At 62.7% G+C, this 23,534-nt stretch carries 15 protein-coding genes and 6 pseudogenes; 9 read left to right on the top strand and 12 right to left on the bottom strand.

The window, feature by feature from the left end; all coding sequences use genetic code 11:
• Positions 1-169: 169 nt before the first annotated feature.
• Genes rapA through ACFQDL_RS28995 form a run of 3 tightly spaced genes read right to left on the bottom strand, consistent with a single transcriptional unit; the run spans position 170 to position 3,032 of the window.
• Complete coding sequence (gene rapA, locus ACFQDL_RS28985) at positions 170-2,113, bottom strand: RNA polymerase-associated protein RapA (protein WP_379912245.1); 1,944 nt, start codon at positions 2,111-2,113, stop codon at positions 170-172.
• Positions 2,092-2,577, bottom strand: coding sequence for an SNF2-related protein (locus ACFQDL_RS28990; protein WP_379912247.1), 486 nt, complete (start codon positions 2,575-2,577; stop codon positions 2,092-2,094). The genes rapA and ACFQDL_RS28990 overlap by 22 nt, the downstream gene beginning before the upstream one ends.
• Positions 2,535-3,032: a hypothetical protein gene (locus tag ACFQDL_RS28995; protein WP_379912249.1), complete on the bottom strand. Its 498-nt coding sequence runs from the start codon at positions 3,030-3,032 to the stop codon at positions 2,535-2,537. The genes ACFQDL_RS28990 and ACFQDL_RS28995 overlap by 43 nt, the downstream gene beginning before the upstream one ends.
• 175 nt (positions 3,033-3,207) lie before the next feature.
• On the opposite strand from ACFQDL_RS28995, the gene ACFQDL_RS29000 reads away from it, so the two are divergent.
• From ACFQDL_RS29000 to ACFQDL_RS29010, 3 genes are all read left to right on the top strand, one after another.
• Positions 3,208-4,467: a DEAD/DEAH box helicase gene (locus tag ACFQDL_RS29000; protein WP_379912251.1), complete on the top strand. Its 1,260-nt coding sequence runs from the start codon at positions 3,208-3,210 to the stop codon at positions 4,465-4,467.
• 131 nt (positions 4,468-4,598) lie between these two features.
• On the top strand, positions 4,599-5,102 hold the full coding sequence (locus ACFQDL_RS29005; RefSeq protein ID WP_379912253.1) for an NlpC/P60 family protein: 504 nt from the start codon (positions 4,599-4,601) through the stop codon (positions 5,100-5,102).
• 219 nt (positions 5,103-5,321) lie between these two features.
• Complete coding sequence (locus ACFQDL_RS29010; RefSeq protein ID WP_379912255.1) at positions 5,322-6,182, top strand: prephenate dehydratase; 861 nt, start codon at positions 5,322-5,324, stop codon at positions 6,180-6,182.
• A gap of 71 nt (positions 6,183-6,253) precedes the next feature.
• Here ACFQDL_RS29010 and ACFQDL_RS29015 read toward each other — a convergent pair whose 3' ends face one another.
• From ACFQDL_RS29015 to ACFQDL_RS29050, 8 genes and pseudogenes are all read right to left on the bottom strand, one after another.
• Positions 6,254-6,946, bottom strand: coding sequence for a hypothetical protein (locus ACFQDL_RS29015; protein ID WP_379912257.1), 693 nt, complete (start codon positions 6,944-6,946; stop codon positions 6,254-6,256).
• On the bottom strand, positions 6,889-9,621 hold the full coding sequence (locus tag ACFQDL_RS29020; protein ID WP_379912259.1) for an adenylate/guanylate cyclase domain-containing protein: 2,733 nt from the start codon (positions 9,619-9,621) through the stop codon (positions 6,889-6,891). Before ACFQDL_RS29020 ends, ACFQDL_RS29015 begins: the two co-directional genes overlap by 58 nt.
• 265 nt (positions 9,622-9,886) lie before the next feature.
• Positions 9,887-10,738, bottom strand: coding sequence for a MurR/RpiR family transcriptional regulator (locus tag ACFQDL_RS29025; protein WP_379912261.1), 852 nt, complete (start codon positions 10,736-10,738; stop codon positions 9,887-9,889).
• Between the two features lie 194 nt (positions 10,739-10,932).
• Positions 10,933-11,715, bottom strand: coding sequence for a TRAP transporter substrate-binding protein DctP (gene dctP, locus ACFQDL_RS29030; RefSeq protein WP_379912263.1), 783 nt, complete (start codon positions 11,713-11,715; stop codon positions 10,933-10,935).
• A pseudogene (locus tag ACFQDL_RS29035) lies at positions 11,696-11,977 on the bottom strand (hypothetical protein); the annotation flags it as partial. The gene dctP and the pseudogene ACFQDL_RS29035, both read right to left, overlap by 20 nt.
• A gap of 70 nt (positions 11,978-12,047) precedes the next feature.
• Positions 12,048-13,375: pseudogene (locus tag ACFQDL_RS29040) on the bottom strand (TRAP transporter large permease).
• Between the two features lie 70 nt (positions 13,376-13,445).
• Positions 13,446-13,886, bottom strand: a pseudogene (locus ACFQDL_RS29045) (TRAP transporter small permease); the annotation flags it as partial.
• Between the two features lie 582 nt (positions 13,887-14,468).
• Positions 14,469-15,875, bottom strand: coding sequence for a YfcC family protein (locus tag ACFQDL_RS29050; protein ID WP_379912265.1), 1,407 nt, complete (start codon positions 15,873-15,875; stop codon positions 14,469-14,471).
• Positions 15,876-16,341: 466 nt separating this feature from the next.
• Here ACFQDL_RS29050 and alc point away from each other — a divergent pair, with 466 nt between their 5' ends.
• The 6 genes and pseudogenes from alc (at position 16,342) to ACFQDL_RS29080 (ending at position 23,001) form a co-directional block, all read left to right on the top strand.
• Complete coding sequence (gene alc / locus ACFQDL_RS29055) at positions 16,342-17,358, top strand: allantoicase (protein WP_379912267.1); 1,017 nt, start codon at positions 16,342-16,344, stop codon at positions 17,356-17,358.
• Between the two features lie 2 nt (positions 17,359-17,360).
• Positions 17,361-17,885 carry an ureidoglycolate lyase gene (locus ACFQDL_RS29060; protein ID WP_379912269.1) on the top strand — a complete coding sequence of 175 codons (525 nt, stop codon included), beginning with the start codon at positions 17,361-17,363 and terminating at the stop codon, positions 17,883-17,885.
• Positions 17,886-17,985: 100 nt separating this feature from the next.
• Positions 17,986-19,760, top strand: a pseudogene (gcl, locus tag ACFQDL_RS29065) (glyoxylate carboligase).
• A 108-nt stretch (positions 19,761-19,868) separates the two neighbouring features.
• A complete protein-coding gene (hyi, locus tag ACFQDL_RS29070; RefSeq protein ID WP_379912271.1) occupies positions 19,869-20,651 on the top strand; it encodes a hydroxypyruvate isomerase in 783 nt (260 codons plus the stop codon).
• Positions 20,652-20,763: 112 nt separating this feature from the next.
• A pseudogene (gene glxR, locus ACFQDL_RS29075) lies at positions 20,764-21,646 on the top strand (2-hydroxy-3-oxopropionate reductase).
• 102 nt (positions 21,647-21,748) lie between these two features.
• A pseudogene (locus ACFQDL_RS29080) lies at positions 21,749-23,001 on the top strand (malic enzyme-like NAD(P)-binding protein).
• 56 nt (positions 23,002-23,057) lie between these two features.
• Here ACFQDL_RS29080 and ACFQDL_RS29085 read toward each other — a convergent pair.
• A complete protein-coding gene (locus ACFQDL_RS29085) occupies positions 23,058-23,417 on the bottom strand; it encodes a RidA family protein (protein WP_379912273.1) in 360 nt (119 codons plus the stop codon).
• Positions 23,418-23,534: the final 117 nt, after the last annotated feature.

The raw sequence follows: 23,534 nt of genomic DNA on the forward strand, positions 1-23,534 counted from the left end.
AAAGACGGTATCGGTGCGGTGCGCTGCGCTTACCGGCACCCTACGGCCTCGATTTGTAGGGTGCCGGTGACCTCCAGGGATGGAGGAAATCCTGAAGCTGCAGGAGCAAACGTCAGGTGAGCAGCGCGAACCGCACCGCTCAGGCACCGCAGTGGCTATTTTGCCCTAACTAGCCCACCACGGCGATGCGCAGCGCATCGAGCTTGAGCTCGACCTGGTCGATATGCGCCAGCACCTCGTCACGCTGCTGTTCCAGCGCCGCGACTTCGGAGTCGCGGATGCTCGGGTTGACCCGGGCCAGTGCCTGCAGCCGCTCGATCTCGGCACCCAGCAGCGACTCGGCCTGGGCGCGGGCAGAGGCTCTGACACCCTCGTCCTGCGCCGCGACCAGGCCGTCCGCCTTTTCGATCAGCTCGGCGATCTGGCTGCGGGCATGGGAGATCACCGTCTGCGCGGTACGTCTGGGCACCCGCTCGGCCAGCTTGTTGAGATGACCGTGGGCGATGATCGCGCTGAGGTCGTTGCCGTTGCTGTCGAGCACCAGGCGCACCGCATGCTGTGGCAGATAGCGTTGCAGCTGCAACGCCCGCGGCGCCACGCAGTGCAGCCGGTAGAAGGTCTCCACCAGCAGCGTGCCCGGCGGCAACGGCGGCAACTTGAGACTGCAGAGGGTGGCATTGCCGAATTCGCCGTCGGCGATCAGCTCCATGACGCCACTCACCAGCGGATGCTCCCAGGTCAGGAACTGCATGTCCTCGCGTGACAGCGCCAGACTGCGCTGATAGGTCGCGGTGATGCCATCCTCGGGCAGTCCCGGCAGGCTCGAGACCTGCATATGATCGCCCGGCTGCAACACCAGGCTGTCGGCGCCGTGGGTCTGCTGCTCGACCCCGAACAGATCGAACGCCCGCTCCATATAGCTGGCCAGCTCCAGGCTGCGAGAGGCCTCCGACACCTGTTCGAGAATGCGTGCCGCCGGTTCCGGCTGGCAGGAGTTGAGTTCCAGCAGCCGGTCACGGCCGGCCTGGAGTTCGGTCTGCAGTTCGTCGGCACGGTGACGGGTGTCATCCAGCAACTGCTCCAGACCCGCTTCGCTGTAGTCGTCGAGCAGCGCCTTCAGCGGCGGCGCGAAGGTCTGGAACAGCGCCTGGGCCGCCGCACAGCTGCGGCTGAAGGCATTGATGCCGAGGTCGAACCAGTTCAGCAGCACGGCCTGCGGGCTTTCCTCGAAATAGGGTACGTGGATCGCGACATCGCGGCGCTGGCCGATGCGGTCGAGACGCCCGATGCGCTGTTCCAGCAGGTCGGGATTGAGCGGCAGATCGAACAGCACCAGGTGATGGGCGAACTGGAAGTTGCGGCCCTCGCTGCCGATCTCGGAACAGATCAGCACCTGGGCGCTGTCGTCCTCGTCGGCGAAATAGGCCGCGGCACGGTCGCGCTCAATCAGGCTGAGCCCCTCGTGGAACACCGCAGCACGAATCCCTTCGAACAGCCGCATCTGCTTTTCCAGCGCCCTGGCGGTATCCTTGCGGGCGCAGATGACCAGTGCCTTGTCATCGCGATGGTCCCGCAGCCAGTCGACCAGCCACTCGACACGGGGGTCCCACTCCAGCCAGTCGTCGTCTTCACAGAGCGCTTCCGGATGCAGCGCGCTCTCGGACGCCGCACCGGCCAGCAGGTCCGCATAGGCCTGGGGCATGCGCAGCGGATAGCGGAACAGCTCCCGTTTCGGGAAGCCGGCAACGGCATCGCGGGTATTGCGGAACAGCACCCGGCCGGTACCGTGACGATCGAGCAGGCTGTTGATCGCATCCTCGATCAGTTGGTCGATATCGCCCTGTTCGAGCTCGTCACGCATTTTCTGCACCGCCGCAGCGCCGAGATAGTGCTCCAGCGCACGCACCAGGTCCGGCGCGTCATGCAATTGCTGGCGCACATCCTCGGCCTGCAGCCGTTCCACCAGATTGCTGATGGCGCGGTACTCGGATTCCTCCTCGCGGAAGGCCTGAAGATCGTGGTAGCGATCGGGGTCGAGCAGCCGCAGGCGCGCAAAGTGACCGTCGGGGCCGAGCTGTTCCGGCGTTGCGGTCAGCAGCAGCAGCCCCGGCACCGGCGTGCCAGCGCCTCTATGGCCAGATAGCTGTGGCTGGCGGCCTCTTCGCTCCAGCCCAGGTGATGGGCCTCGTCGACCACCATCAGATCCCAGCCCGCCTCCAGCGCCGCGCGGCGGCGATCGTCGTCGCCGGTCAGGAACGAGAGACTGCAGATCACCAGTTGGGCGCTTTCGAACGGGTTGCCCTCCTCGGTCATTTCCAGCGCGGTGCAGCGCAGCGGGTCGAGAATGCTGAAGCGCAGGTTGAAGCGGCGCAGCATCTCCACCAGCCACTGGTGCACCAGGCTGTCGGGCACCACCACCAGCACCCGTTTGGCGCGGCCGCTGCACAGCAGCTGATGCATGATCAGCCCCGCCTCGACGGTCTTGCCAAGCCCCACCTCGTCGGCCAGCAGTACCCGCGGCACCGGCCGCCGGGTCACCTGACGGGCGATATAGAACTGGTGCGGCAACAGCTGCACCCGCCCCCCAGCAGACCATGGACTTCGGACTGGCGGTGCCGGTGCAGGTGCTCCAGAGTTTCGACGCGCAGGCGGAAAGCACTGTTCTTGTCGACCTGACCCGCGAACAGACGGTCCTGGGGCTTACTGAAGCGCACCCGGCTGTCGAGTTCGAGTTCGGCCAGGGTCTGGGGTTCGCCGTTCTGATCGATGCCATGATAGAAAAGACAGCCGTTCAGCTCCTGACGCTCGGTGATCTGCAGCTCTATGCCCGAAGTGCTCTGGATGCGGTCACCGACCGGGTACTCGACCCGGCTCAGGGGCGCATTGTTCACCGCATAGGTTCGCTGCTCTTCAACGGCCGGAAAATTGAGAGTCACGCTACGTCCGGTCTGCTCGATCACCACGCCGAGTCCGAGCTCTGCTTCGGTGTTGCTGATCCAGCGCTGACCGGGGAAAAACTGCTGCCTTGCCAATGTACTCTACTCGCTTTCGCTGCTGAATGTCGGGGGCTGGGCATGATAGGGGCTTGAAAGAAGCCTCACAAGACGCATCGGCCACCGGCACGCGAAATAAATGCGCCCGGAGACCCGCTCATTTGCGCTATCCTATGCAGCCATTCAAACAGTTTAGCTGGCGAACCCACGAACGATGTCCTTTCTTGACCTTGATCTGGATCTTGAACTGCAGCAGCAGCTGATCGAAACCGGTTTTTCCGTGCCCACGGCGATTCAGCGCCAGGCCATTCCGCCGATCCTCGATGGCCGTGACCTGCTGGCCACGGCCCCCACCGGCAGCGGCAAGACCCTGACCTATCTGCTGCCGGCGCTGCAGCATCTGCTCGACCAACCGCCACGCACCGGCCTGTCGCCACGCGCCCTGGTGCTGGCGCCGACCCGGGAGCTGGTCAGCCAGATCCTGCGGGTCGCCGAACCGCTCTGCACCGCACTGTCACAGCAATGCGCCCAGATCGTCGGCGGCGTGCCCTACGGCAACCAGAAGCAGATCCTCGAAGCCGGCATGGACCTGCTGATCGCGACGCCGGGCCGCCTGCTGGAGCTCGACGAGAAGGGATGGCTGGATCTTGGCGACGTCAGCTTCCTGGTGATCGACGAAGCGGACCGGATGCTGGACCTGGGTTTCCAGGACCCGCTCAAGCAGGTCGCCAGCCTGATGCCGATCGAGCGCCAGACCCTGATGTTCTCGGCCACCCTCGAGTCCGACGCCATCGTGCAGCTTGCCGGTGCCCTGCTGAAAGGCGACGCCGAAAGAGTCGCCGTCAGCGAGGCGCGCGCCCTGGCCGGCCATCTTGAACACGCCATCCTGCGCGCCGACAACGACGAACACAAACTGGCGCTGTTCAAGGCACTGATCACGGACCCGGCGGTCGACCAGGCGCTGGTGTTCGTGGCCAGCCGCAAGCAGGTCGAGCAGTGGGTCAACATCGTGCGCGGACTCGACATCATGTGCGACGGCCTTCACGGCGAGATGGCCCAGGGCGAACGTACCCTGCATATCAAGCAGCTGCGACGCGGACGGCTCAAGGTCCTGGTCGCGACCGATGTCGCCTCCCGCGGCCTGGACCTGGCCCGGATCAGCCATGTGATCAACCTCAACCTGCCGCTCAAGGCCGATACCTATGTCCACCGCGCCGGACGTGCCGGACGCGACGGGTGCAGCGGCACCGTCTGGTCGATCGTCGATACCCTGGACTGGCCGAAAGTCGGTCGCATCGAACGCTACCTGCAGCAGAAACTGCCGCGCCTGAAACTCAAGGGTCTGGAGCCGACCAAACCCGAACCGGAACCGGTGCGCAAGGCGAAAAAGCCCAAAGCCAAAAGCAAGGACAAGAAAAAGGACAAGAAGAAAGGTGCCAGGCCCGCCACGCCCCGCGTAACGCGTAACGCGTAACGCGTAACGCGTAACGCGTCACCGGAGTGTTGAGATGACATCTGTTACTGTCTACTTTTAACTGTCTACGGAACATGCATTCAAGGACCTGTTCGGAACGGATGTTGAACCTGGACATAAGCGCGGCGCGAATGCCGACAATATCGCTGCAATGGGGCCGCAACGCCCTGCCAGCAGCACTCTTCGCGCTGGCCCTTCTGCTTCAGGGCTGCGCCGGGACCGGCGTCGAACAGGCGGCGGTCGCGCCTGCAATGCCGGCGCCGACCTCACCTGATCCGGTCGAGCAGCTCTACGCCCATCACCTCGATTGGCGAGGCACGCCCTATCGTCTCGGTGGCCTGGACCGCAAAGGCATCGACTGCTCCGGTTTCATCCAGCGTACCTTCCGCGACCGCTTCAACCGCAACCTGCCGCGCACCACCGCGGCGCTGGTCGGCGTCGGCGCAGCGGTGCCCCGGGATCAGCTCAACGCCGGCGACCTGGTGTTTTTCAAGATCGGTCGCCGTACCCGTCATGCCGGCATCTATATCGAGGACGGCCGTTTCCTGCACGCCTCCACCAGCCAGGGCGTGATCATCTCCCGCCTCGACACCCCCTACTGGGCACGGCATTACTGGACCGCACGAAGGCCCTGACCCCTTAACGGTGTTGGGCATCGGCTGCGCCCTCTGACCAAGCTACAGGGACGTCATAGCCTTCCGCAGGATGTTGCAGAGCGCCGCGAAGCTGCATCATCCCGTGATGTTGGGCTTCGGGGCTGCGACACCGCAACAGTTCTTAAGTCCGGCCGCCTCCTGTGCGATAATGATCGACCTTTTTCATCAACCAGATACTCAAGGTCGGGCATCGCAATCATGAGCAACAAGATCATCGCATTCCAGGGTCACAAGGGTGCCTATTCGCATCTGTCCTGCGTCCGGGTTCATCCGGAGATGGAGGCCTTTCCGTGCGAGACTTTTGCCGAGGCGATGTTCATGGTCGAGCGTGGCGATGCCAGCCTGGCGATGATTCCGCTGGAAAACTCCACCGCCGGACGGGTCGAGGAGATCTACCGGCTGATGCCCAGGACCGAGCTGCATATCATCGGCGAGCATTTCGAACCGGTGAACCACTGCCTGCTCGGGGTACCGGGCAGCCGTCTCGAAGATATCCGCTTCGTCGCCTCCCATCCTCAGGCACTGGCCCAGTGCGACGGCCATATCAAGGAACTGAACATCGAACCCATCGCCAGCCTCGATACTGCCGGTGCCGCCGCGGAACTGGCCGCCGCCCCCGACAAGAGCCGTGCCGCCATCGCATCGAGCCTCGCCGCCGAGCTTTACGGGCTCGACATCCTGCGCGACAACTTCCAGGACAAGAGCGGCAACACCACCCGCTTCCTGATCCTGTCGAAGGACAGCCATGTGCCGACCTTCGACCCGGGCATCGCCTTCATGACCTCGATCATGTTCGCGGTCCGCAACATGCCGGCGGCCCTGTACAAGGCGCTGGGCGGCTTCGCCACCAACGGCGTCAACGCCATCAAGCTCGAGAGCTACATGGCGTCCGATACCATGCAGGCCACCAGCTTCCACCTTGACGTCGAGGGCCACCCGGACCAGCGCTCGATGCAGTACGCACTTCAGGAGCTGGACTTCTTCGCCAAGGACGTGCGCATCCTGGGGACGTACCCTGCGCACCCGTTCCGCTATCGCAGGGATACGGTGGTCGAGTAACAAGCCCCTCCGTTCAGGTTCGGGGACCTTCGATTGCAGACACAGGCGGCCGCGGCATAGCCCGTCGCCTGTCAGCCCAACTCATCGAGCAGCGCCCGGGCGTCGATCAGGTCGGGCGTATCCATGCCTTCGGTGAAGCCGGAGCAGAGTGTCGCCAACCCCTGCCGAGCATCATCCAGCCGGCCCTGCTGCTGCCATAGCCGCGCCAGGCTCAGCATCGCGCGCAGCTCCAGGGAACGTGCCCCCTGGCACCTGGCCACCCCAATCGCCTTTTCAAAGGCAGCCTCGGCGGCAGCGGTCTCCTGGCGCAGCAACAACAGTCCCCGGATACGATGCAGTTCGGCTTCGTAGATATGTTCCTGGTTTTTTTCGATGACGCCCCCGGCTGCTTGCAGCACATCGAGACCTTCAGCCGTCTGTCCCGCCTTTTCACAGGCCTCTGCCAGCAGCGCCAGAAAATGGGTGACCCAGACCTCGGCGCCAGTGGCCCTGTAAGCCGTCAATCCCTCGCGGATCTGGTCGATGCCGGCCTGCCACTGGCCCTGCTCGACCTGCGACCAGCCCCGCAGGATGGCGCCCCAGGTCGACAGCAGCGGAAAACCCTCCTCGAGCGACAGTGCAATAGCCGCCTCTGCACGCTCGCGTGCCAGTGCGGCCTCGCGGCGATTGAGGTGAATTTCCGCCGCAAATATCAGTGCGTACGCCGTCACATGGGGAATGGCCAGATCCCGTGCCAGCTCGAGCGCCGCCTGACTGCCCGCCAACGCCTGCGACGGGTAACCCTGATGCCAGAGCACCCAGGCCAGAAACGACTGCGCGAAAACACCGGGATCCATGCCGTAGAGAAACACATGGGTGCGGTAACGCTGCGGCTCGTACAGCCCCAGCGCCTGCTCCAGATGCCGGCGGGACTCGGCCAGCCGGCCCAGCTTGAACAGCCCGCCCCCAGCACCCGGTGCGCTTCCAGCAGCAACTCGGGATCCTGCGCCTTTTCGGCCAGCATCAGCAACTGCTCGCCCAGTTCATGGGCGGTCAGCAGGTCGCCCCGCACATGGTAGAAGGTGCGCAGGCCCATGAGTGCGGGAAAGCGCTGCGGTGTTTCGCCCAGGCGGCGACAAAGTTGCAGCGCCTCGGTATAGGTCGCCTCGACCTCCGGCGACGCGTAGCCTTTGACCGTCATCCAGACAGGGCCCAGCATCAGCAGAAGATTCAGCTCCGACCCGGTGCGTGTTGCGGATTCGGGCTGACGGCGCAGCAGCTCGAGGGCGCCGGTCAACTGCGCTATGGCTTCCTGGTTCGCCGACCGGCGAATGGCCTGCTGTCCGGCCCGCTGCAGGTACTCCACGGCTTTCCCGCTGTTGCCGCTGTGGCTGTAATGGTGTGCCAGTTCGCTGCAGTGATCTTCCAGCTGGCTGCTGAATAGCGCCTCGATCGCCTGCGCCGTGCGTTCGTGCAGCTCGCTGCGCTGCTCCGTCAGCAAGGAAGCATAAGCCACCTCCTGGGTCAGGCCGTGCTTGAAGCTGTATTCGACCTCCGGAAAGGATGGATGCTCGTAGAGAAAGCCGCCGGCCTGCAACCGCGACAGCTGCCTGCGCAGCCGTTCCTCGGGCGGACCGACGAGTTGACGCACCAGGCTCCAGGAAAACTCCTTGCCGATCACCGCCAGCGTCTGCAACAGTGCCTTTTCGTCGGCTGCCAGTCGATCGATGCGTGCCGTCAGTACGCCCTGGACAGTGGCCGGAATGCGCCAGTCCCCGGGAGCCCGCAGCAAGCGATAGGCACCGGCCGAGCCAGCGAGGATCCCTTCCTCGACCAGCGTCTGCACCACCTCCTCGAGAAAGAACGGATTGCCTTCGGTCTGGGCCAGGAGCAGCGGTTTGAGCGGCTGCAGCGAGGGATCCTCACCGAGCAGTGTTCGCAGCAGCTCTTCGGCTTCCGCCTGCCCGAACGGTTCCAGCCTCAACTGGGTGTACTCATCGCGCTCTGCCCAGTCGTGACGGTACTCGGGCCTGTAGTTGGCCAGCAGCAGTATCGGCGCCGCAGCGATGCCCTCGACCAGAAAACGCAGAAAGGCCTCTGTTTCGCTGTCGAGCCATTGCAGGTCTTCGAACAGCAGGATCAGCGGCTGACTGCGGCTTTCGCAGATCAGCAGCCGACGCAGCGCCTCGAAGGTGCGCTGGCGCCTGAGCTGGGGGTCCATCTGCTGCAGCACCGGCTCCGGTTCTTCGATGCCGAGCAGGAAAAGCAGGTAGGGCAGACAGTCTTCGAGCCGACGTTCCAGCGTCATGACCTTGCCGGTCACCTTTTCCCGTCTTGCCCGGTCGTCATCCCGGACCGAGAGCCCGAAATACTGCTTCAACAGCTCGACCACCGGCATGTACGCAAAGGCCTTGCCATGGGAGACCGAAAAGGTTTCCAGTACCAGCCCCTGCTTCGCCACCGCCGACCTGAGTTCATGAAACAGGCGGGACTTGCCGACGCCGGGCTCGCCCACCACCCCGACCAGTTGTCCGCGGCCCTCCCGGGCCCTGGACCAGGCCGCCGTCAGTACCGACAGTTCATGCTGTCGGCCGACAAAGGGGACCAGGCCCCTGCGGGCCGCCACCTGCAGCCGCGTCCGCAGCGGCCCCAGCCCCAGTGCCTCGTAGACCTCGATGGGCTTCGCGATGCCTTTTACCGGCACGGCACCGAGGGCCCGGCACTCGACATAGCCTTCGACCAGGCGAAAGGTGGCCTCGCTCAGCAGGATGCTGCCCGGTGTCGCGAGGCTTTCCATTCTCGAGGCCAGGTGAATCGACTGGCCAACGGGATCGTAGTCGATATGGAGATCTTCGGTCCGCACCGACCGCACCACGACCTCGCCGGTATGGATGCCAATGCGAATCTGCAGCGAGACCCCCTGCTGCTGACGGATACGCTGGGCGTAACGGGACATCTCCTGCTGCATGCGCAGGGCCGCATAGAGGGCGCGCTGGGGGTGATCTTCATGGGCGATGGGCGCGCCGAACAGGGCGAGAATGCCGTCGCCGAGCGATTTGGCGACGTAGCCCTCGTAGTGATGCACGGCGTCCATCATCAGCGCCAGCACCGGATCGATCAGGCGCTGCACCTCTTCGGGATCCAGATCTTCGATCAGCGCCGTGGAGCCGGCCATATCGGCAAAGAGTGCAGTAATGATACGCCGTTCGCCGGGGCTGTCCCCCTGCGCCTGAAGCACGGCCTGCTCGGCCCGGATGCGCTCCGCCAGATATTGCGGGGTGTAATGGACGGGGGTCACGGCTGCAGTGACCGTCAGGGACTGGCCGCATTCACCGCAAAAGCGGGCAGCCGGCCGCACCGGGTGAGCGCAGTGTGGACAGACCCTTTGCAGCGCCGTCCCGCACTGGTCACAGAAATTGGCGCTCGCCGGGTTCTCGAATCCGCAGTTGGCACAGCGCATGGAGCCTCCATACCGCTGGCTTTGAGTGAGCCGGTATTGCGTTTCCCGCTGCCGGAACGACGGTATTAACCTGGCTGACGACTAGGTTCCCTGCCTATTTTGTCAGTCACGCCACAAAAGCAGGCGCAGGTGCGCGGACATGCTGGCTTTGGTGGCGTTCGCACTGGCCTGCGGCCAATGATGAAGCATCCCTGCTTCATGTATTAACCCGCCGGGTTAATACAACCAAAGCATAGCCGAGTCCCGTGGCGCACGGAGACGCGGATCAAACCTCCTCGATCCGGCTGAAGATATCGTGCAGCCGCTCGGCGCGCGCCAGCCGGTCGGAAGCGGCGCGTCCAAGATGATCCGATACCGAAGCGCACAGATAGTTGAGTACGCTGAAACCGGATATGTAGGAGTCGAACAGCGAAGTGCTCTTGACCATGCAGCGAATGGTCCAGTTCGCCAGCCCCGCGGTTTTCTCTTCGGAATGGTCGGTGACGTAAAGCACCCGGGTGCCGATGTCCTGGGCAAATTTCATCAGCTGGTAGATGATCTCCTTGCGCCGCCGGTAGCCGACGACGATCAGCAGGTCCCGTTCACTGAGACCGGACAGATCCTTTTCGATCGCCTGACCGGGGCGCGGCAATATCTCCACGCACTGGCGCAGCTGCACCAGTTGCTGACGCAGATACATCGCCGGCATATAGCTGTTGCCATAGCCGATGACCCAGATATTGTCGGCCTTTTCGATGCACTCGATGATCTCCTTGAGCATCGGTTCGCTGAGGGCATCGAAGCTGCGCAGAAGATTCTGCACTTCGCAGTCGACATGCTGCTTGATTTCGCTCTTGAAATCACCGCTGTGGTGATCAAGGGTATGAAGATAGCGTGGCGAGCCCTCGGCTTTCGCCTCGCGGGCCTGTTTGCGGATCTCGCGGAAATCCTTGTAGCCGAGGCGCTTGATCAGTCGCGTCGCGGCCGCATTGGAGGTGTTGGCACGGGTGACCAGTTCGGAAATGGAGTGGGTCGCCAGGTCTCCGGGAAAGTCGATGATGATATCCGCCAGCAGCCGCTCGCTGCGTGGCAGTTCTTCATAGATTTCCCTCAGACGATCTTCGATCGGCAGCTTCATAACAACCTCCATTTTCAGACCCGAGCCGGGTCTCTGTTTATCCGCGCTGTCGCGTCATCACCCCTGTCCTGCCCGCTGTATTCCGTCTTCGGCAGCGGCACTGGGAAAGTGCCGCCCATGGCCGCCCATTAAAAACCCGTGGAGGTGTAGCAGGACTGCGGGCACCTGCCCGCAGCCGGTTACGGCGTTGCGACCTATTCGGACGCCGCCTGGATCGATGTTTCCAGCGCCTTCATCAGCGCGACACCATCGGCGCCGAACTGGTCTTCGATCAGCTCTTTCACCGCGGGCTGGGTGGCAGCCGCAAACTTCTGCCGCTCCGCCTCGGACAGGGTGGTAATCTTCATCTTGCTGGACAGATACGGCAGGCCACGGGTTTCGGATGCCTCGATCAGGCGCGATACGCCCCGCCCGGCATCGACAGCCGCTTTGGCCGCATAATCTACCACGCGCTGCTCCTCAGGTGTCAGGTTGTCGTAGAATTTCTCATTGATCATCCACACATAGGGCGTAATGATGTGATTGGTCAACGTCATGTAGGGCTGCACCTCTTCAAACTTGGCGAAGCTGATAGTCGGAATGGGGTTCATCTGACCATCGGCGACCCCGGTCTGCAACGCGGTATAGACTTCGGCCCAGGGCAGCGGCGTGGCCTTTCCGCCTACCGAGTTGATAATCGTCTCATGGGTCGGCAACGTCATGGTGCGAATCTTCAGGCCCTGCATATCTTCCAGGGTTTTCACCTCTTTCTTGGCATTTGTCAGCGCGAAGAAGCCACCGCTGTCCAGCAGGCCGATGACCTTCAACCCGGTTTTCGCGTGCATATCCTCGGCAAACTTCTGCCCGAATTCGCTCTTCAGGTTGATCACCTCGTGGGCGGTGGCGATATTCGGGAAAGCGAATGGCAGATCGAACACCCCCACCGGCGGATAATGTTGCGCCACCCCCGGCCGACGAGATCGACGATTGCACCACACCCATGCGTACCTGCTCGATCACCTCGTTGTCCTTGCCGAGCTGGCCGTCCGGGAAGTGCTGCACCTTGATCGAGCCGTTGGTGCCCGCCTCAACCAGGGACTTGAATACCGTCACCATGGCGCCGGCGTGGCTTTCGAAAGGACCGCCGGGGTTCATATGGGCGATCTTCATCACTTTTTCGGCCGCTGCGGGCGTTGCCCAGATAGCGGCACTCAGCCCGATAGTCGCCAGTGTTGCCACGGATTTCTTAAAAGACATCATTGTATAGTTCCACCCTATTTTTCTTATCGAAAGGTTTTATCGAACACGCTGCTCCGCATGCCGTGATTCGTTAGTCGACGAATCCGGACAACCTCGGCAGCAGCAATGTCAGATCAGGCCAATAGGCGATCAGGAACAGAACGCCCAACTCTGCCAGCAGGAAAGGCCACAGAGATTTTGCGATGGCTTCTATCTTCTCGCCGGTCACCGAAGACAGGACGAACAGACAGGCGCCGACCGGCGGCGTCATCAGGGACAGGTTCAGCGCCAGTACGATCATGATGCCGGCATGAACCGGATCCATGCCGATTTGCAGCGTCAGCGGTCCCAGTACCGGTGCCAGGATGATCAGACTGGCGTTGATATCCATGAACAGCCCGATGATCAGCAACAGCGCCAGAATCAGACCGATAATGACGTTCGGATTGTCGGACACGGCCAGAAACGCGGCGGCAATTGCCTGCGGAATCTGCTCGAAGGTCATCCACCACCCCAGAATCGAGGCCGAGGCGATGATCAGGAAGACCACACCGGTAATCTGGGTGGTACGGATCAGCACCTCGACGATATCCTTGTTCGGCAGCAGCTTATTGACAAAGCGGCCGAAGATCAGGGCGTAGAGAATGGCCAGCGCCGCCGCCTCCGTCGGTGTCGCCAGGCCGGTGAGGATGCCCCCAGTACGATCACAGGCAACACCAGCGACGTCAGGCTGCGCTTGAACGCCACCCAGATAATGCGCGGACTGGGCCGGTCACCGGTCTTCGGCAGATTCAGGGGCCGCGCCAGAATCGCGATGACTCCCATGCACAGAATGGCGATCAGCAGTCCCGGGAGCACGCCGGCGGCAAAGAGCCCGGCGATCGAGACGCCCATAATCGAACCGTAAATAACCATCAGGGTCGACGGCGGTATGGTCGGGCCGATGATCGAGCCGGCTGCGGTCACCGCACAGGCGAAGGGTCTGGTGTAACCCTGTTTGATCATGGCCGGTACCAGGGTGTTGCCGAAGGCCGCGGCGTCGGCCGTCGCGGAACCGGTAATGCCGGCGAAGAACACCGAGGCCGCCATATTCGAGTGCGCCATGCCGCCGCGCAGCCAGCCCACCAGTGCATCCGCCAGGCCGACAATGCGCTCGGTCATGCCGGAGCGGTTCATCAGCTCGCCGGCAAGGATAAAGAACGGCATCGCGAGAAACGGAAACAGGTCGAGGCCGGCAAAGAAGCGTGACGGCGCCATCGGCAGAAATTCCGGACCGCCCATCTGAAGGATCCCGACGACGCCGGCGATGCCGAGGGTATAGCCGACCGGAAGACCGAGGATCAGCAGCAAAAAGAAAGTCGAAGCGACAATAACCATGATTATTCCTCCCCTGGACATCAGCGCTGCCGGGTTCGACATCTTCGGCGCCCAGATCCCGAACCGACGCCAGCAGAATCTGCAAGCAGGCGAGTCCAGTGGCGACCGGTACCGATGCGAAGGGAATCAGCTTGCTGATGCCGTAGATCATGGTGACGCGACCGGCACCATCACCCGCGAACGTCAGACCGTAGAAAAACAGAAAACCGAAGAACGCCAGCGCCAGCATGTCGAGTCCGAACAGCAGCGGCTTGTGCAGTTTTACCGGCAGTCGGTCGAATACGAACAGCACACCAATATGCTGGCGCCGGGAAATGGCGCTGGAGACCGCCAGCAGCGCCATCCAGATCATCAGATAGCGCGCCAGTTCTTCGGTGAACGTGAGTGGGAAGGGAAAATACGCGGTTCTCGCCAGCATACCGAGCCAGACATCCAGTATCAGCACGACCAGCAGTACGAGACAGAGTTTATCGACAAGCCGGGCAAGTTTATCGCTGAGCATTCCGGCTGTGGCGCTCAACGATCTTGTTTCGGCTTTTTGGGCGGCTTGCATCGCAGACCTCCTCCTTTTCTTATTCGAATTATTCGCTGTCGGGGAAACTATTTGCGCAGCTGCCAAATCGCCCCTAGGCAATAACTCGATGATAATTCTTTTTCAGCTTTCGTCAAGATAAAAATTAAATTTCATTTTGTACACAATACTGACATTCTTCCGTTTTAAATCTGACAATTATTTGTATTTCATTTGTATACAAAAATATTATCCCTTTGATTTAAAGCTCTTTTTTCTCTACCCAAAGGATTGATCGATAAAAGAAATACATCGAAAAATAGAAAACCAAAGGCATCCTGACAGCGAAGATAAATAAAATTTCATGGAACCTTTTAAGAAGGCAGAAAACAGGAAAGGACAGGGTAGCGATGTACAGCCCGGAGCGGTCCGGAGCGGTAACGTAGGGCGGACTAGCGACGCATTGGCATCCATTTTCAGTCACGCGCATTAAGCCGGGCGTCGCGTAATCCGCCGCATCCGACAGCCTCGGCCTCGCCTCCTGTATCGGGCCATGGCCCAAACAGCAAAAAGCCCCCGGAGAGGTCCGGGGGCTTTGATCAAGGGGGAGTAATCAGGTGCCGGTTAACCGACCCACTGCGTAGCCTGGGCATAGATCAGGAACAGCATGGCAATGCCGACCCAGATCGCGAACAGCGGCAGGAAGAACTTGACCCACTTGTTCCAGCTCACGCCCGCCAGTGCCAGTGTGGCCATGAAGTAGCCCGAGGTGGGATAGAGGATATTGCCGAGACCATCGCCCAGCTGATAGGCCAGCACGGCGGTCTGACGGGTGACGCCGACCAGATCCGACAGCGGCGCCATGATCGGCATGGTGACCAGCGCCTGACCGCTACCCGACGGAATGACGAAGTTGAAGCCCAGCTGGGACAGGAACATGCCGATCGCCGACAGCATCGCCGGGAAACCGCCGACCAGATTGCCCAGGCCGTAGACCAGGGTATCCATGATCTGCCCCTCTTCGAGCACCACTGCGACGGCACGGGCGACTCCGCAGATCATCGCGCCCACCAGAACGTCGCGGAAGCCCTCGTTGAAGCCCTCGCAGATATCGGCGGTCTTGAGGCCGGCGATCAGGCCGACGGTAATCCCCATGATCACGAAGAGCCCGGCCATCTCCATCATGAACCAGCCCTGATCGAGGACACCCCAGACCAGAATACCGAAGAAGGCGAAGGCGGCGATGGCGGCCAGCTTCTGGCGCGGTGTTGCGCTCAGCGCCCCCTCGTCGGCACTGTGCAGATAGCGGTGCTGCTTCTCGAGTTCCTTGGCATCGCCGTTCATCAGCCCCAGAGCCGGATTGTTGCGCACACGCAGCGCATATCGCGTCACGTATACAATACCCACCAGCAGAATGGCGCCGAATGCCAGCGCGCGCAGGCCCAGTCCGGAAAATACCTCGAGGCCGGCCAGCTGCTGCCCGAGGCCGGTATTGATCGGGTTCAGTACACCGGCAGTGAAACCGGCGGTGGTGGCGCAGAGCGCCACGGCCGCCGCGGTGACCGAGTCGAAACGCAGCGCGATCATCAGGGGCAGAATCACCGGCACGTAGACAAGCGCCAGCTCCTGGGTGCCGATCAGGGTCGCGATCACCGCAAAAACCACCATCAGCACCGGCACCACGACGATGCTGTTATCGGCGAAACGCCGGGTCAGCTTGTCGACGCCGATCTCGATAATGCCCGTACGGCGCAGCACCATGAACATGCCGCCGATAATGAAGGTGAAGAACACCACCACACCGGCATCCATCAGCCCGCGGGGAATCGCCAGCATGAAATCGACCAGTCCGACAGGCGTCGACTCGACAATGCGAAACGATTCCGGATCGATGGTGGTACGGCCGCTGGGGCCGGGAATGCGGTCATAGAGACCCGCAGGAACGAAATAGGTCAGCACCGCCGCGATGGCACTGAAAACGAACAGGATCACGTAGATGTGGGGCATCTCGAACCCTTTCTTTTGTTTCACGTCGACACCTTGATCCGGCCATTGCTGGGTCAAAGTATCGCTGCTGCCGTTGGCATCTGCCATTGTTGCTACCTCTCTTATGATTGTTATTGGCCCTTGGCGCAGGGATCAGAAAGGTATCGGACCCGCTTCGCTCGATGACAGCGGTGGTTCCGTTATGCCGCCTCAAAAGCGACATCCCCCGCTGTCATCACGGGCCCGACCCGTCCTGTTGCTATTGTCGCGCTCGCCGGGCGCATCCCGAGGGACACGGCCTCACCCCGTCGAACTGAAGCACATGATAATTTATTTTCAGACCCAGTCAATATAAAAATTTAGTATTGCTTTTCTCGAAACCCGGGGTAGACTGAAAGCAGATCCGGTCGACGCCGCCGGCCGACCCCCGGCCGCAACAGAGACGAAAGCGCCGAAACGGCACCCGGGCGTCCCAGACAATAAAAACCGAAACCCACACAAGGTACCGATAATGACCAAACCGACTGCAGACGACCTTTCGAAGCGCTGGCCCAACCTCGCCGACGATCGCTTCGGCGCCGAGATCCTGTTCTGTACCGATGACTTTTTCGCTGCGGCCAGCCGCATGCTGTCCCATACCGCCCCGGTCTGGAAGGAAGGCTTTTTCGACGACAACGGCAAATGGATGGATGGCTGGGAGTCCCGCCGCAAGCGCGCCGAAGGCTATGATTTCGCGATCGTCCGACTGGGCCTCCCCGGCACCCTCAAGGGTCTGGACATCGACACCACCCATTTCACCGGCAATTTTCCGCCTTCGGCCTCCGTACAGGCTTGCTACTGCGAACAGGGCGACCCTGCCGAGGATGCCAACTGGGTCGAAATCCTGCCGTCGGTGAGCCTTGCGGGCGATTCACACCATATTCATGCCATCGATGACGAGCGCACCTGGACCCACCTGAAGCTGAACATCTACCCCGACGGCGGAGTCGCCAGACTGCGCGCCTGGGGCCGCCCGCGGGCACAGATCGATACCGCCGCCAGCGGCGAGCCGGTCGACTTGGCCGCGGTGGTCAATGGCGGCCGGGCGCTGGCCTGCAGCGATGAGCACTTCGGCAGGATGGCCAACATCCTGAACCCGGGACGCGGCATCAACATGGGCGATGGCTGGGAAACGGCACGCCGCCGCACCCCCGGCAACGACTGGGTGATTGTCGCGCTCGGCCACCCGGGCACCATCCGCAAGATCGAAGTCGACACCGCCCACTTCAAGGGCAACTATCCGGACAGCTGCTCGATCCAGGCGGCCTACGTCAAGGGCGGTACCGATGATCAGATCGAGACACAGAGCCTGTTCTGGCGCGAGTTGCTACCGCAGCAGAAACTGCAGGCCCACGAACAGCACCTGTTCAGCGACGAGATCAACGACCTGGGCCCAATCACCCATGTGCGCCTTAACATCTTCCCGGATGGCGGTATCAGCCGGCTGCGACTGATTGGCACCCCGCTGCCGTCCGAGCCGGAGGCATGAGCATGGCCGGCTCCCTGACACTCAAGCCGCTCGAGCGCGAGGCATTCAGCCCCTTCGGCGACGTCATCGAAATGGAGGGCAGCCGCCATTTTCCGATCAATGGCGGCGCCACCCTTCGCTTCCACGACATTGCGCGCATTTTCGCGGCCAGCGAAGACGGCTACGCGTCGATCAGCCTGGCACGGTCGCAACCGCTTCCGACGCCGCTGAAGATCGGCATGCTCGAGCGTCATCCGCTGGGCAGCCAGGCCTTCATTCCCCAGGGCAAGAGGCCTTTTATCGTGGTGGTGGCCCCTGCGGGCGACAGTATCGACAGCCGTGACATCCAGGCCTTCGTCTGCAGCGGCCAGCAGGGCGTGAACTATCACCCGGGGGTCTGGCATCACTCGCTGCTGGCGCTGTCGCCGGATCAGGACTTCCTGCTGGTCGACCTGATCACGGAGAAGCACAACTGCGACGAGCACTATTTCCCGGCCGATGAACAACTGACGCTGGACTATTCGGACCTGCTCGATCCGGCGCAATAAAAAAATGCACAGGGACGTGCTCACAACGAAAGGCAGGCGCAAGCCCTGCCCATCTTTTTCGACAGACCAAGATTCAACCCGCGAGGGAGAGGTTTACCTGATGGCAAGAATGAGAGCTATAGAAGCCGCCGTTGAAGTGCTCAAGCGCGAAGGCATCGACACCGCCTTCGGCCTGCCGGGCGCAGCGATCAACCCCCTGTATGCCGCGATGAAATCACTCGGCGGCATCGACCATGTGCTGGCGCGCCACGTCGAGGGCGCCTCCCACATGGCCGAGGGCTACACCCGCGCCAACCCCGGCAACATCGGCGTCTGTATCGGTACCTCGGGTCCGGCCGGCACCGACATGATCACCGGTCTCTACTCGGCGTCCGCCGACTCCATCCCGATCCTCTGCATCACCGGCCAGGCCCCCGTGCCCGCCTACACAAGGAGGATTTCCAGGCCGTCGATATTGCCAGCATCGCCCAGCCCGTCACCAAGTGGGCCACCACCGTGCTCGAACCCGCCCAGGTGCCCTGGGTGTTCCAGAAGGCGTTCCAGGAGATGCGTTCCGGCCGTCCGGGCCCGGTGCTGATCGACCTGCCGTTCGATGTGCAGATGGCCGAGATCGAGTTCGACATCGACACCTACGCGCCGCTGCCGGTGGTCAAGCCGACCGCCACCCGCAAGCAGGTCGAGAAGGCGCTGCAGATGCTCAACGCGGCCGAGCGCCCGCTGCTGGTCGCCGGCGGCGGCATCATCAACGCCGATGCCTCCGACAAGCTGGTCGAGTTCGCCGAACTCACCGGCATCCCGGTCATCCCGACGCTGATGGGCTGGGGCACCATCCCCGACGACCACCCGCAGATGGTCGGCATGTGCGGCCTGCAGACCGCGCACCGCTACGGCAACGCCACGCTGCTGGCTTCCGACCTCGTGCTCGGCATCGGCAACCGCTGGGCCAACCGCCACACCGGCTCCGTCGAGGTCTACACCGAGAACCGGACCTTCATCCACGTCGACATCGAGCCGACCCAGATCGGCCGCGTCTTCATGCCCGACTACGGCATTGCATCCGATGCCGGTGCCGCGCTGGAGCTCTTTATCGACGTCGCCCGCGAGTGGAAGCAGGCCGGCAAGCTGGCGGATCGCCGCCCGTGGCTCGAGGAGTGTCAGGAACGCAAGCGCAGGCTGCAGCGCAAGACCCACTTCGACAATGTCCCGGTCAAGCCGCAGCGCGTCTACGAGGAGATGAACAAGGCCTTCGGCAAGGACACCTGTTATGTCAGCACCATCGGACTGTCGCAGATTGCCGCCGCGCAATTCCTCCACGTCTACAAGCCGCGCCACTGGATCAACTGCGGCCAGGCCGGCCCCCTCGGCTGGACCATCCCGGCCGCGCTGGGCGTCGTCAAAGCCGATCCCGCCCGTCCGGTGGTGGCGCTCTCGGGCGACTACGACTTCCAGTTCATGATCGAGGAGCTGGCGGTCGGCGCCCAGTTCAACCTGCCCTACATCCACGTGCTGGTGAACAACTCCTACCTGGGGCTGATCCGCCAGGCGCAGCGCGGCTTCGACATGGACTACTGCGTCCAGCTGGCGTTCGACAACCAGAACGCGCCGGAACTCGAAGGCTACGGTGTCGACCACGTCGCCGTCGTCGAGGGGCTGGGCTGCAAGGCGATCCGCGTGCGCGAGCCGGACCAGATCCTGCCGGCGCTGAACCAGGCCAAGGAGCTGATGCAGGCCCACCGGGTGCCGGTCGTCGTCGAGGTGATCCTCGAGAAGGTGACCAATATCTCGATGGGCACCGAGATCAACGCCATCAACGAGTTCGAGGACCTGGCCGAGCGCGGCGAAGACGCCCCGACGGCGATTTCGCTGCTGGATTGAGGTTTTAACCACCGTAGGAGCGCCGCCCCGGTGCGAATATTTTGGCTCCGTGGCCCATTCGCTGCGAGGCGCAGCTCCTACGCGCAATCAGACATTGAGGTGAATGCAATGCCCCGCTTTTGCGCCAACCTGTCGATGCTCTTCACCGAGCACGACTTTCTCGACCGCTTCGAGGCGGCCGCCAAGGCCGGCTTCGAGGGTGTCGAGTACCTGTTCCCGTACGATTTCGACGTTGACGAGATCAAGGCGAAGCTCGACGCCCACAACCTGACCCAGGTGCTGTTCAACCTGCCGGCCGGCGACTGGGCCGGCGGCGAGCGCGGCATCGCCTGCCACCCGGACCGCATCGAGGAATTCCGTTCAGGTGTCGACCAGGCCATCCGCTATGCCCGGGTGCTCGGCAACGGCCAGGTCAACTGCCTGGCCGGTATCAAGCCTGCGGACGTCAGCGACGCAGTCGCCGAAGAGACCCTGGTCGAGAACCTCCGGTACGCCGCCGGCAAGCTCGAGCAGGCCGGCATCCGCCTGGTGATGGAGGCGATCAATACCCGCGACATTCCGGGCTTCTTCCTCAACAACACCGCTCAGGCGCTGCGCATTCGCGACAAGGTTGGCAGCGACAACCTGGCGCTGCAGTACGACATCTACCATATGCAGATCATGGAGGGCGATATCTGCCCGACGCTGGAAGCCAACCTGTCGGCAATCCAGCATGTGCAGCTGGCCGACAACCCGGGCCGTCACGAGCCGGGGACCGGCGAGCTGAACTACCGCTTCATCTTCGGCTTCCTCGACCAGCTCGGCTACGACGGCTGGGTCGGCTGCGAGTACAAGCCGGCCACCAGCACCGAAGCCGGTCTGCACTGGATGAAAGATCACAACATCGTTTGAACCACACACCCGTAGGAGCGCCGCCCCGGTGCGAATCTTTTGGCAGAGTGCCATCGATATTCGCTGCGAGGCGCAGCTCCTACGGGGAGTTACCCGTTACGGAGGTAAAACAATGGCCAATATCGGATTTATCGGCACCGGCATCATGGGCCTGCCCATGGCGCAGAACCTGCAGAAAGCCGGCCACCAGCTCTATGTATCCACCCAGCGCGGCCCGGTCCCGGCGGACCTGGAAGGCGCCGAAGGCTGCCCGACACCGAAGGCGGTCGCGCAAGCGGCCGAATTCATCATCCTGATGGTACCCGACACCCCCAGGTCGAAGAGGTGCTGTTCGGTGAAAACGGCGTCGCCGAAGGTGTCGGCGAAGGCAAGGTCGTCATCGACATGAGTTCGATCTCACCGCTGGCCACCAAGGTGTTCGCCCGGCGCATCAACGAACGCGGCGGCGAATACCTCGACGCCCCGGTCTCCGGCGGCGAAGTCGGCGCCGGGCCGGCACCCTGTCGATCATGGTCGGCGGCAGCGAGGAGACCTTCGCCCGCGCCCGGCCGCTGTTCGAGATCATGGGCCAGAACATCACCCTGGTCGGCGGCAACGGCGACGGCCAGACCGCCAAGGTGGCCAACCAGATCATCGTCGCGCTGAACATCGAGGCGGTGTCCGAGGCGCTGCTGTTCGCATCGAAGGCCGGTGCGGACCCGGCCCGCGTGCGCGAGGCGCTGATGGGCGGCTTCGCCTCGTCGAAGATCCTCGAGGTGCACGGCGAGCGCATGGTCAAGGGCACCTTCAACCCGGGCTTTCGGATCGGGCTGCACCAGAAGGACCTCAACCTGGCGCTGACCGGCGCCCGCGAGCTGGCGCTGAACCTGCCCAACACCGCCACCACCCAGCAGATCTTCAGCACCTGCGTCGCGCTCGGCGGCGCCGGCTGGGATCACTCCGGCATGATCAAGGGTCTGGAGCACATGTCCAGCCACAGCATCCGCGAGGAATAGGCCCTGCCCCACGATATTTTTTGAATCACCAGGTTTACGTTGAATCCCCCTTGAACGCACTGCCGCCCTTTCGGGCGGCTTTTTTGACCAGGAAAGGACCCGATGAACGACGCTTTCAAGCAACAGGCGCTCGACTACCACGAGCATCCGCAGCCCGGCAAGATCGGCATCTGCCTGACCAAGCCGGCCGAATCCGCCCGCGACCTGGCCCTGGCCTACAGCCCCGGCGTCGCCGAGCCGGTGCGCGAAATCGCCAGGATCCGGCCAATGCCTACCGCTACACCGGCAAGGGCAACCTGGTGGCCGTGATTTCGAATGGCAGCGCCATTCTCGGCCTCGGCAACCTCGGCGCACTGGCCAGCAAACCGGTGATGGAAGGCAAGTCGCTGCTGTTCAAGCGCTTCGCCGCCATCGACTCGATCGACCTCGAGGTGGACCTCGCCGAGCCTGCCGCCTTCATCGACACCGTCGCGGCCATCGCCGACAGTTTCGGCGGCATCAATCTCGAGGACATCAAGGCGCCGGAATGCTTCGAAATCGAACGGGCGCTGATCGAGCGTTGCAATATTCCGGTGTTCCATGACGATCAGCACGGCACCGCCATCGTCACCGCAGCCGGCATGCTGAACGCCATCGAGATTGCCGGCAAATCCCTCTCCGAAGCCCGCATCGTCTGCCTCGGCGCCGGCGCCGCCGCGACCGCCTGCATGAACCTGCTGCTGAGCTTTGGGGCCCGGCGCCGCAACATCTTCATGCTCGACCGCAAGGGCGTGATCCACCGCGACCGCGACGACCTGACGCCGGAAAAAGCCGCCTTCGCTATCGACACCGGGGCCCGCACCCTGGACGATGCCATCGACGGCGCCGATGTCTTCGTCGGCCTCTCGGGCCCGGACATGCTCTCGCCGCTGCAGCTGGAAAAGATGGCCGAAAACCCGGTGGTCTTCGCCTGCGCCAACCCGGATCCGGAGATCCGTCCGGAACTGGCGCGCGAAACCCGCCCGGACGTCATCGTCGCCACCGGCCGCTCCGATTATCCGAACCAGGTCAACAATGTCCTCGGCTTTCCCTATATCTTCCGCGGCGCCTTGGATGTACGGGCCAGCGAGATCAACGAGGCGATGAAAATGGCGGCGGCCCGCGCCATTGCCGAGCTGGCCCGGGAGCCGGTCCCCGCCGAGGTACTGGCCGCCTACGAGATCGACAGCCTAGAATTCGGCCGCGACTACATCCTGCCCAAGGCCACCGATCCGCGCCTGCTGACGGTCGTATCCGATGCCGTGGCCCGCGCCGCCATCGACTCCGGCGTCGCCGCCCTGCCGTACCCGGCACAGTATCCGTTGCAGGCGATCTGATCAGCCTTAGGTACGGGCTCCCCTTCCTGCGAAGAAGCCGGGAGCCCGGCCCAGGCTTAGAACGCTTCCCCTGCAGCGGCCACGAACGCCATTTCGACGAGGTAGTCGGGGTTGGCCAGCTCGGCCTTTACACAGGCCCGGCTCGGCGCCGTGCCTTCGTCGAACCAGGCGTCCCAGACTTCGTTCAGCGCCGCGAGATTGGTGAAATCCGTCAGATAGATCGTCACCGAAAGCAGGCGGGTTCTGTCGCTGTCGATTTTCGCCAGAGCCTGCTCGGCCTGGCTCAATACCTGCGCCGCCTGACCCTTGATATCGGCACCGGTGTCCGACTCGGGAACCTCGACGAAGTGCGCGATCCTGTTGAAGACCGTGATATCGGACCAGCGTTTGCAAGGGTTGATGCGATGGACCTGCATGGGTTTGCTCTCCTTTTGTCGGCAGGAATTCGGCGCCGATTATACCCACCCGCTTGGGACTGGATACCCTTTACCGGGAAGATTCGAACCCTTTCGGATGACTGGCGGAGCATCGCC

This window comes from Marinobacterium aestuariivivens, assembly GCF_042661465.1.
Lineage (GTDB): Bacteria > Pseudomonadota > Gammaproteobacteria > Pseudomonadales > Balneatricaceae > Marinobacterium_A > Marinobacterium_A aestuariivivens.

Bases quoted from the DNA above. Each gene is read 5' to 3' on its own strand.
- ACFQDL_RS29005 (WP_379912253.1), top strand. From the start codon at position 4,599: ATGCCGACAATATCGCTGCAATGGGGCCGCAACGCCCTGCCAGCAGCA.
- hyi (WP_379912271.1), top strand. From the start codon at position 19,869: ATGCCCCGCTTTTGCGCCAACCTGTCGATGCTCTTCACCGAGCACGAC.
- ACFQDL_RS29060 (WP_379912269.1), top strand. From the start codon at position 17,361: ATGGCCGGCTCCCTGACACTCAAGCCGCTCGAGCGCGAGGCATTCAGC.
- alc (WP_379912267.1), top strand. From the start codon at position 16,342: ATGACCAAACCGACTGCAGACGACCTTTCGAAGCGCTGGCCCAACCTC.
- ACFQDL_RS29000 (WP_379912251.1), top strand. From the start codon at position 3,208: ATGTCCTTTCTTGACCTTGATCTGGATCTTGAACTGCAGCAGCAGCTG.
- ACFQDL_RS29025 (WP_379912261.1), bottom strand. From the start codon at position 10,738: ATGAAGCTGCCGATCGAAGATCGTCTGAGGGAAATCTATGAAGAACTG.
- ACFQDL_RS29020 (WP_379912259.1), bottom strand. From the start codon at position 9,621: ATGCGCTGTGCCAACTGCGGATTCGAGAACCCGGCGAGCGCCAATTTC.
- ACFQDL_RS29010 (WP_379912255.1), top strand. From the start codon at position 5,322: ATGAGCAACAAGATCATCGCATTCCAGGGTCACAAGGGTGCCTATTCG.
- ACFQDL_RS29085 (WP_379912273.1), bottom strand. From the start codon at position 23,417: ATGCAGGTCCATCGCATCAACCCTTGCAAACGCTGGTCCGATATCACG.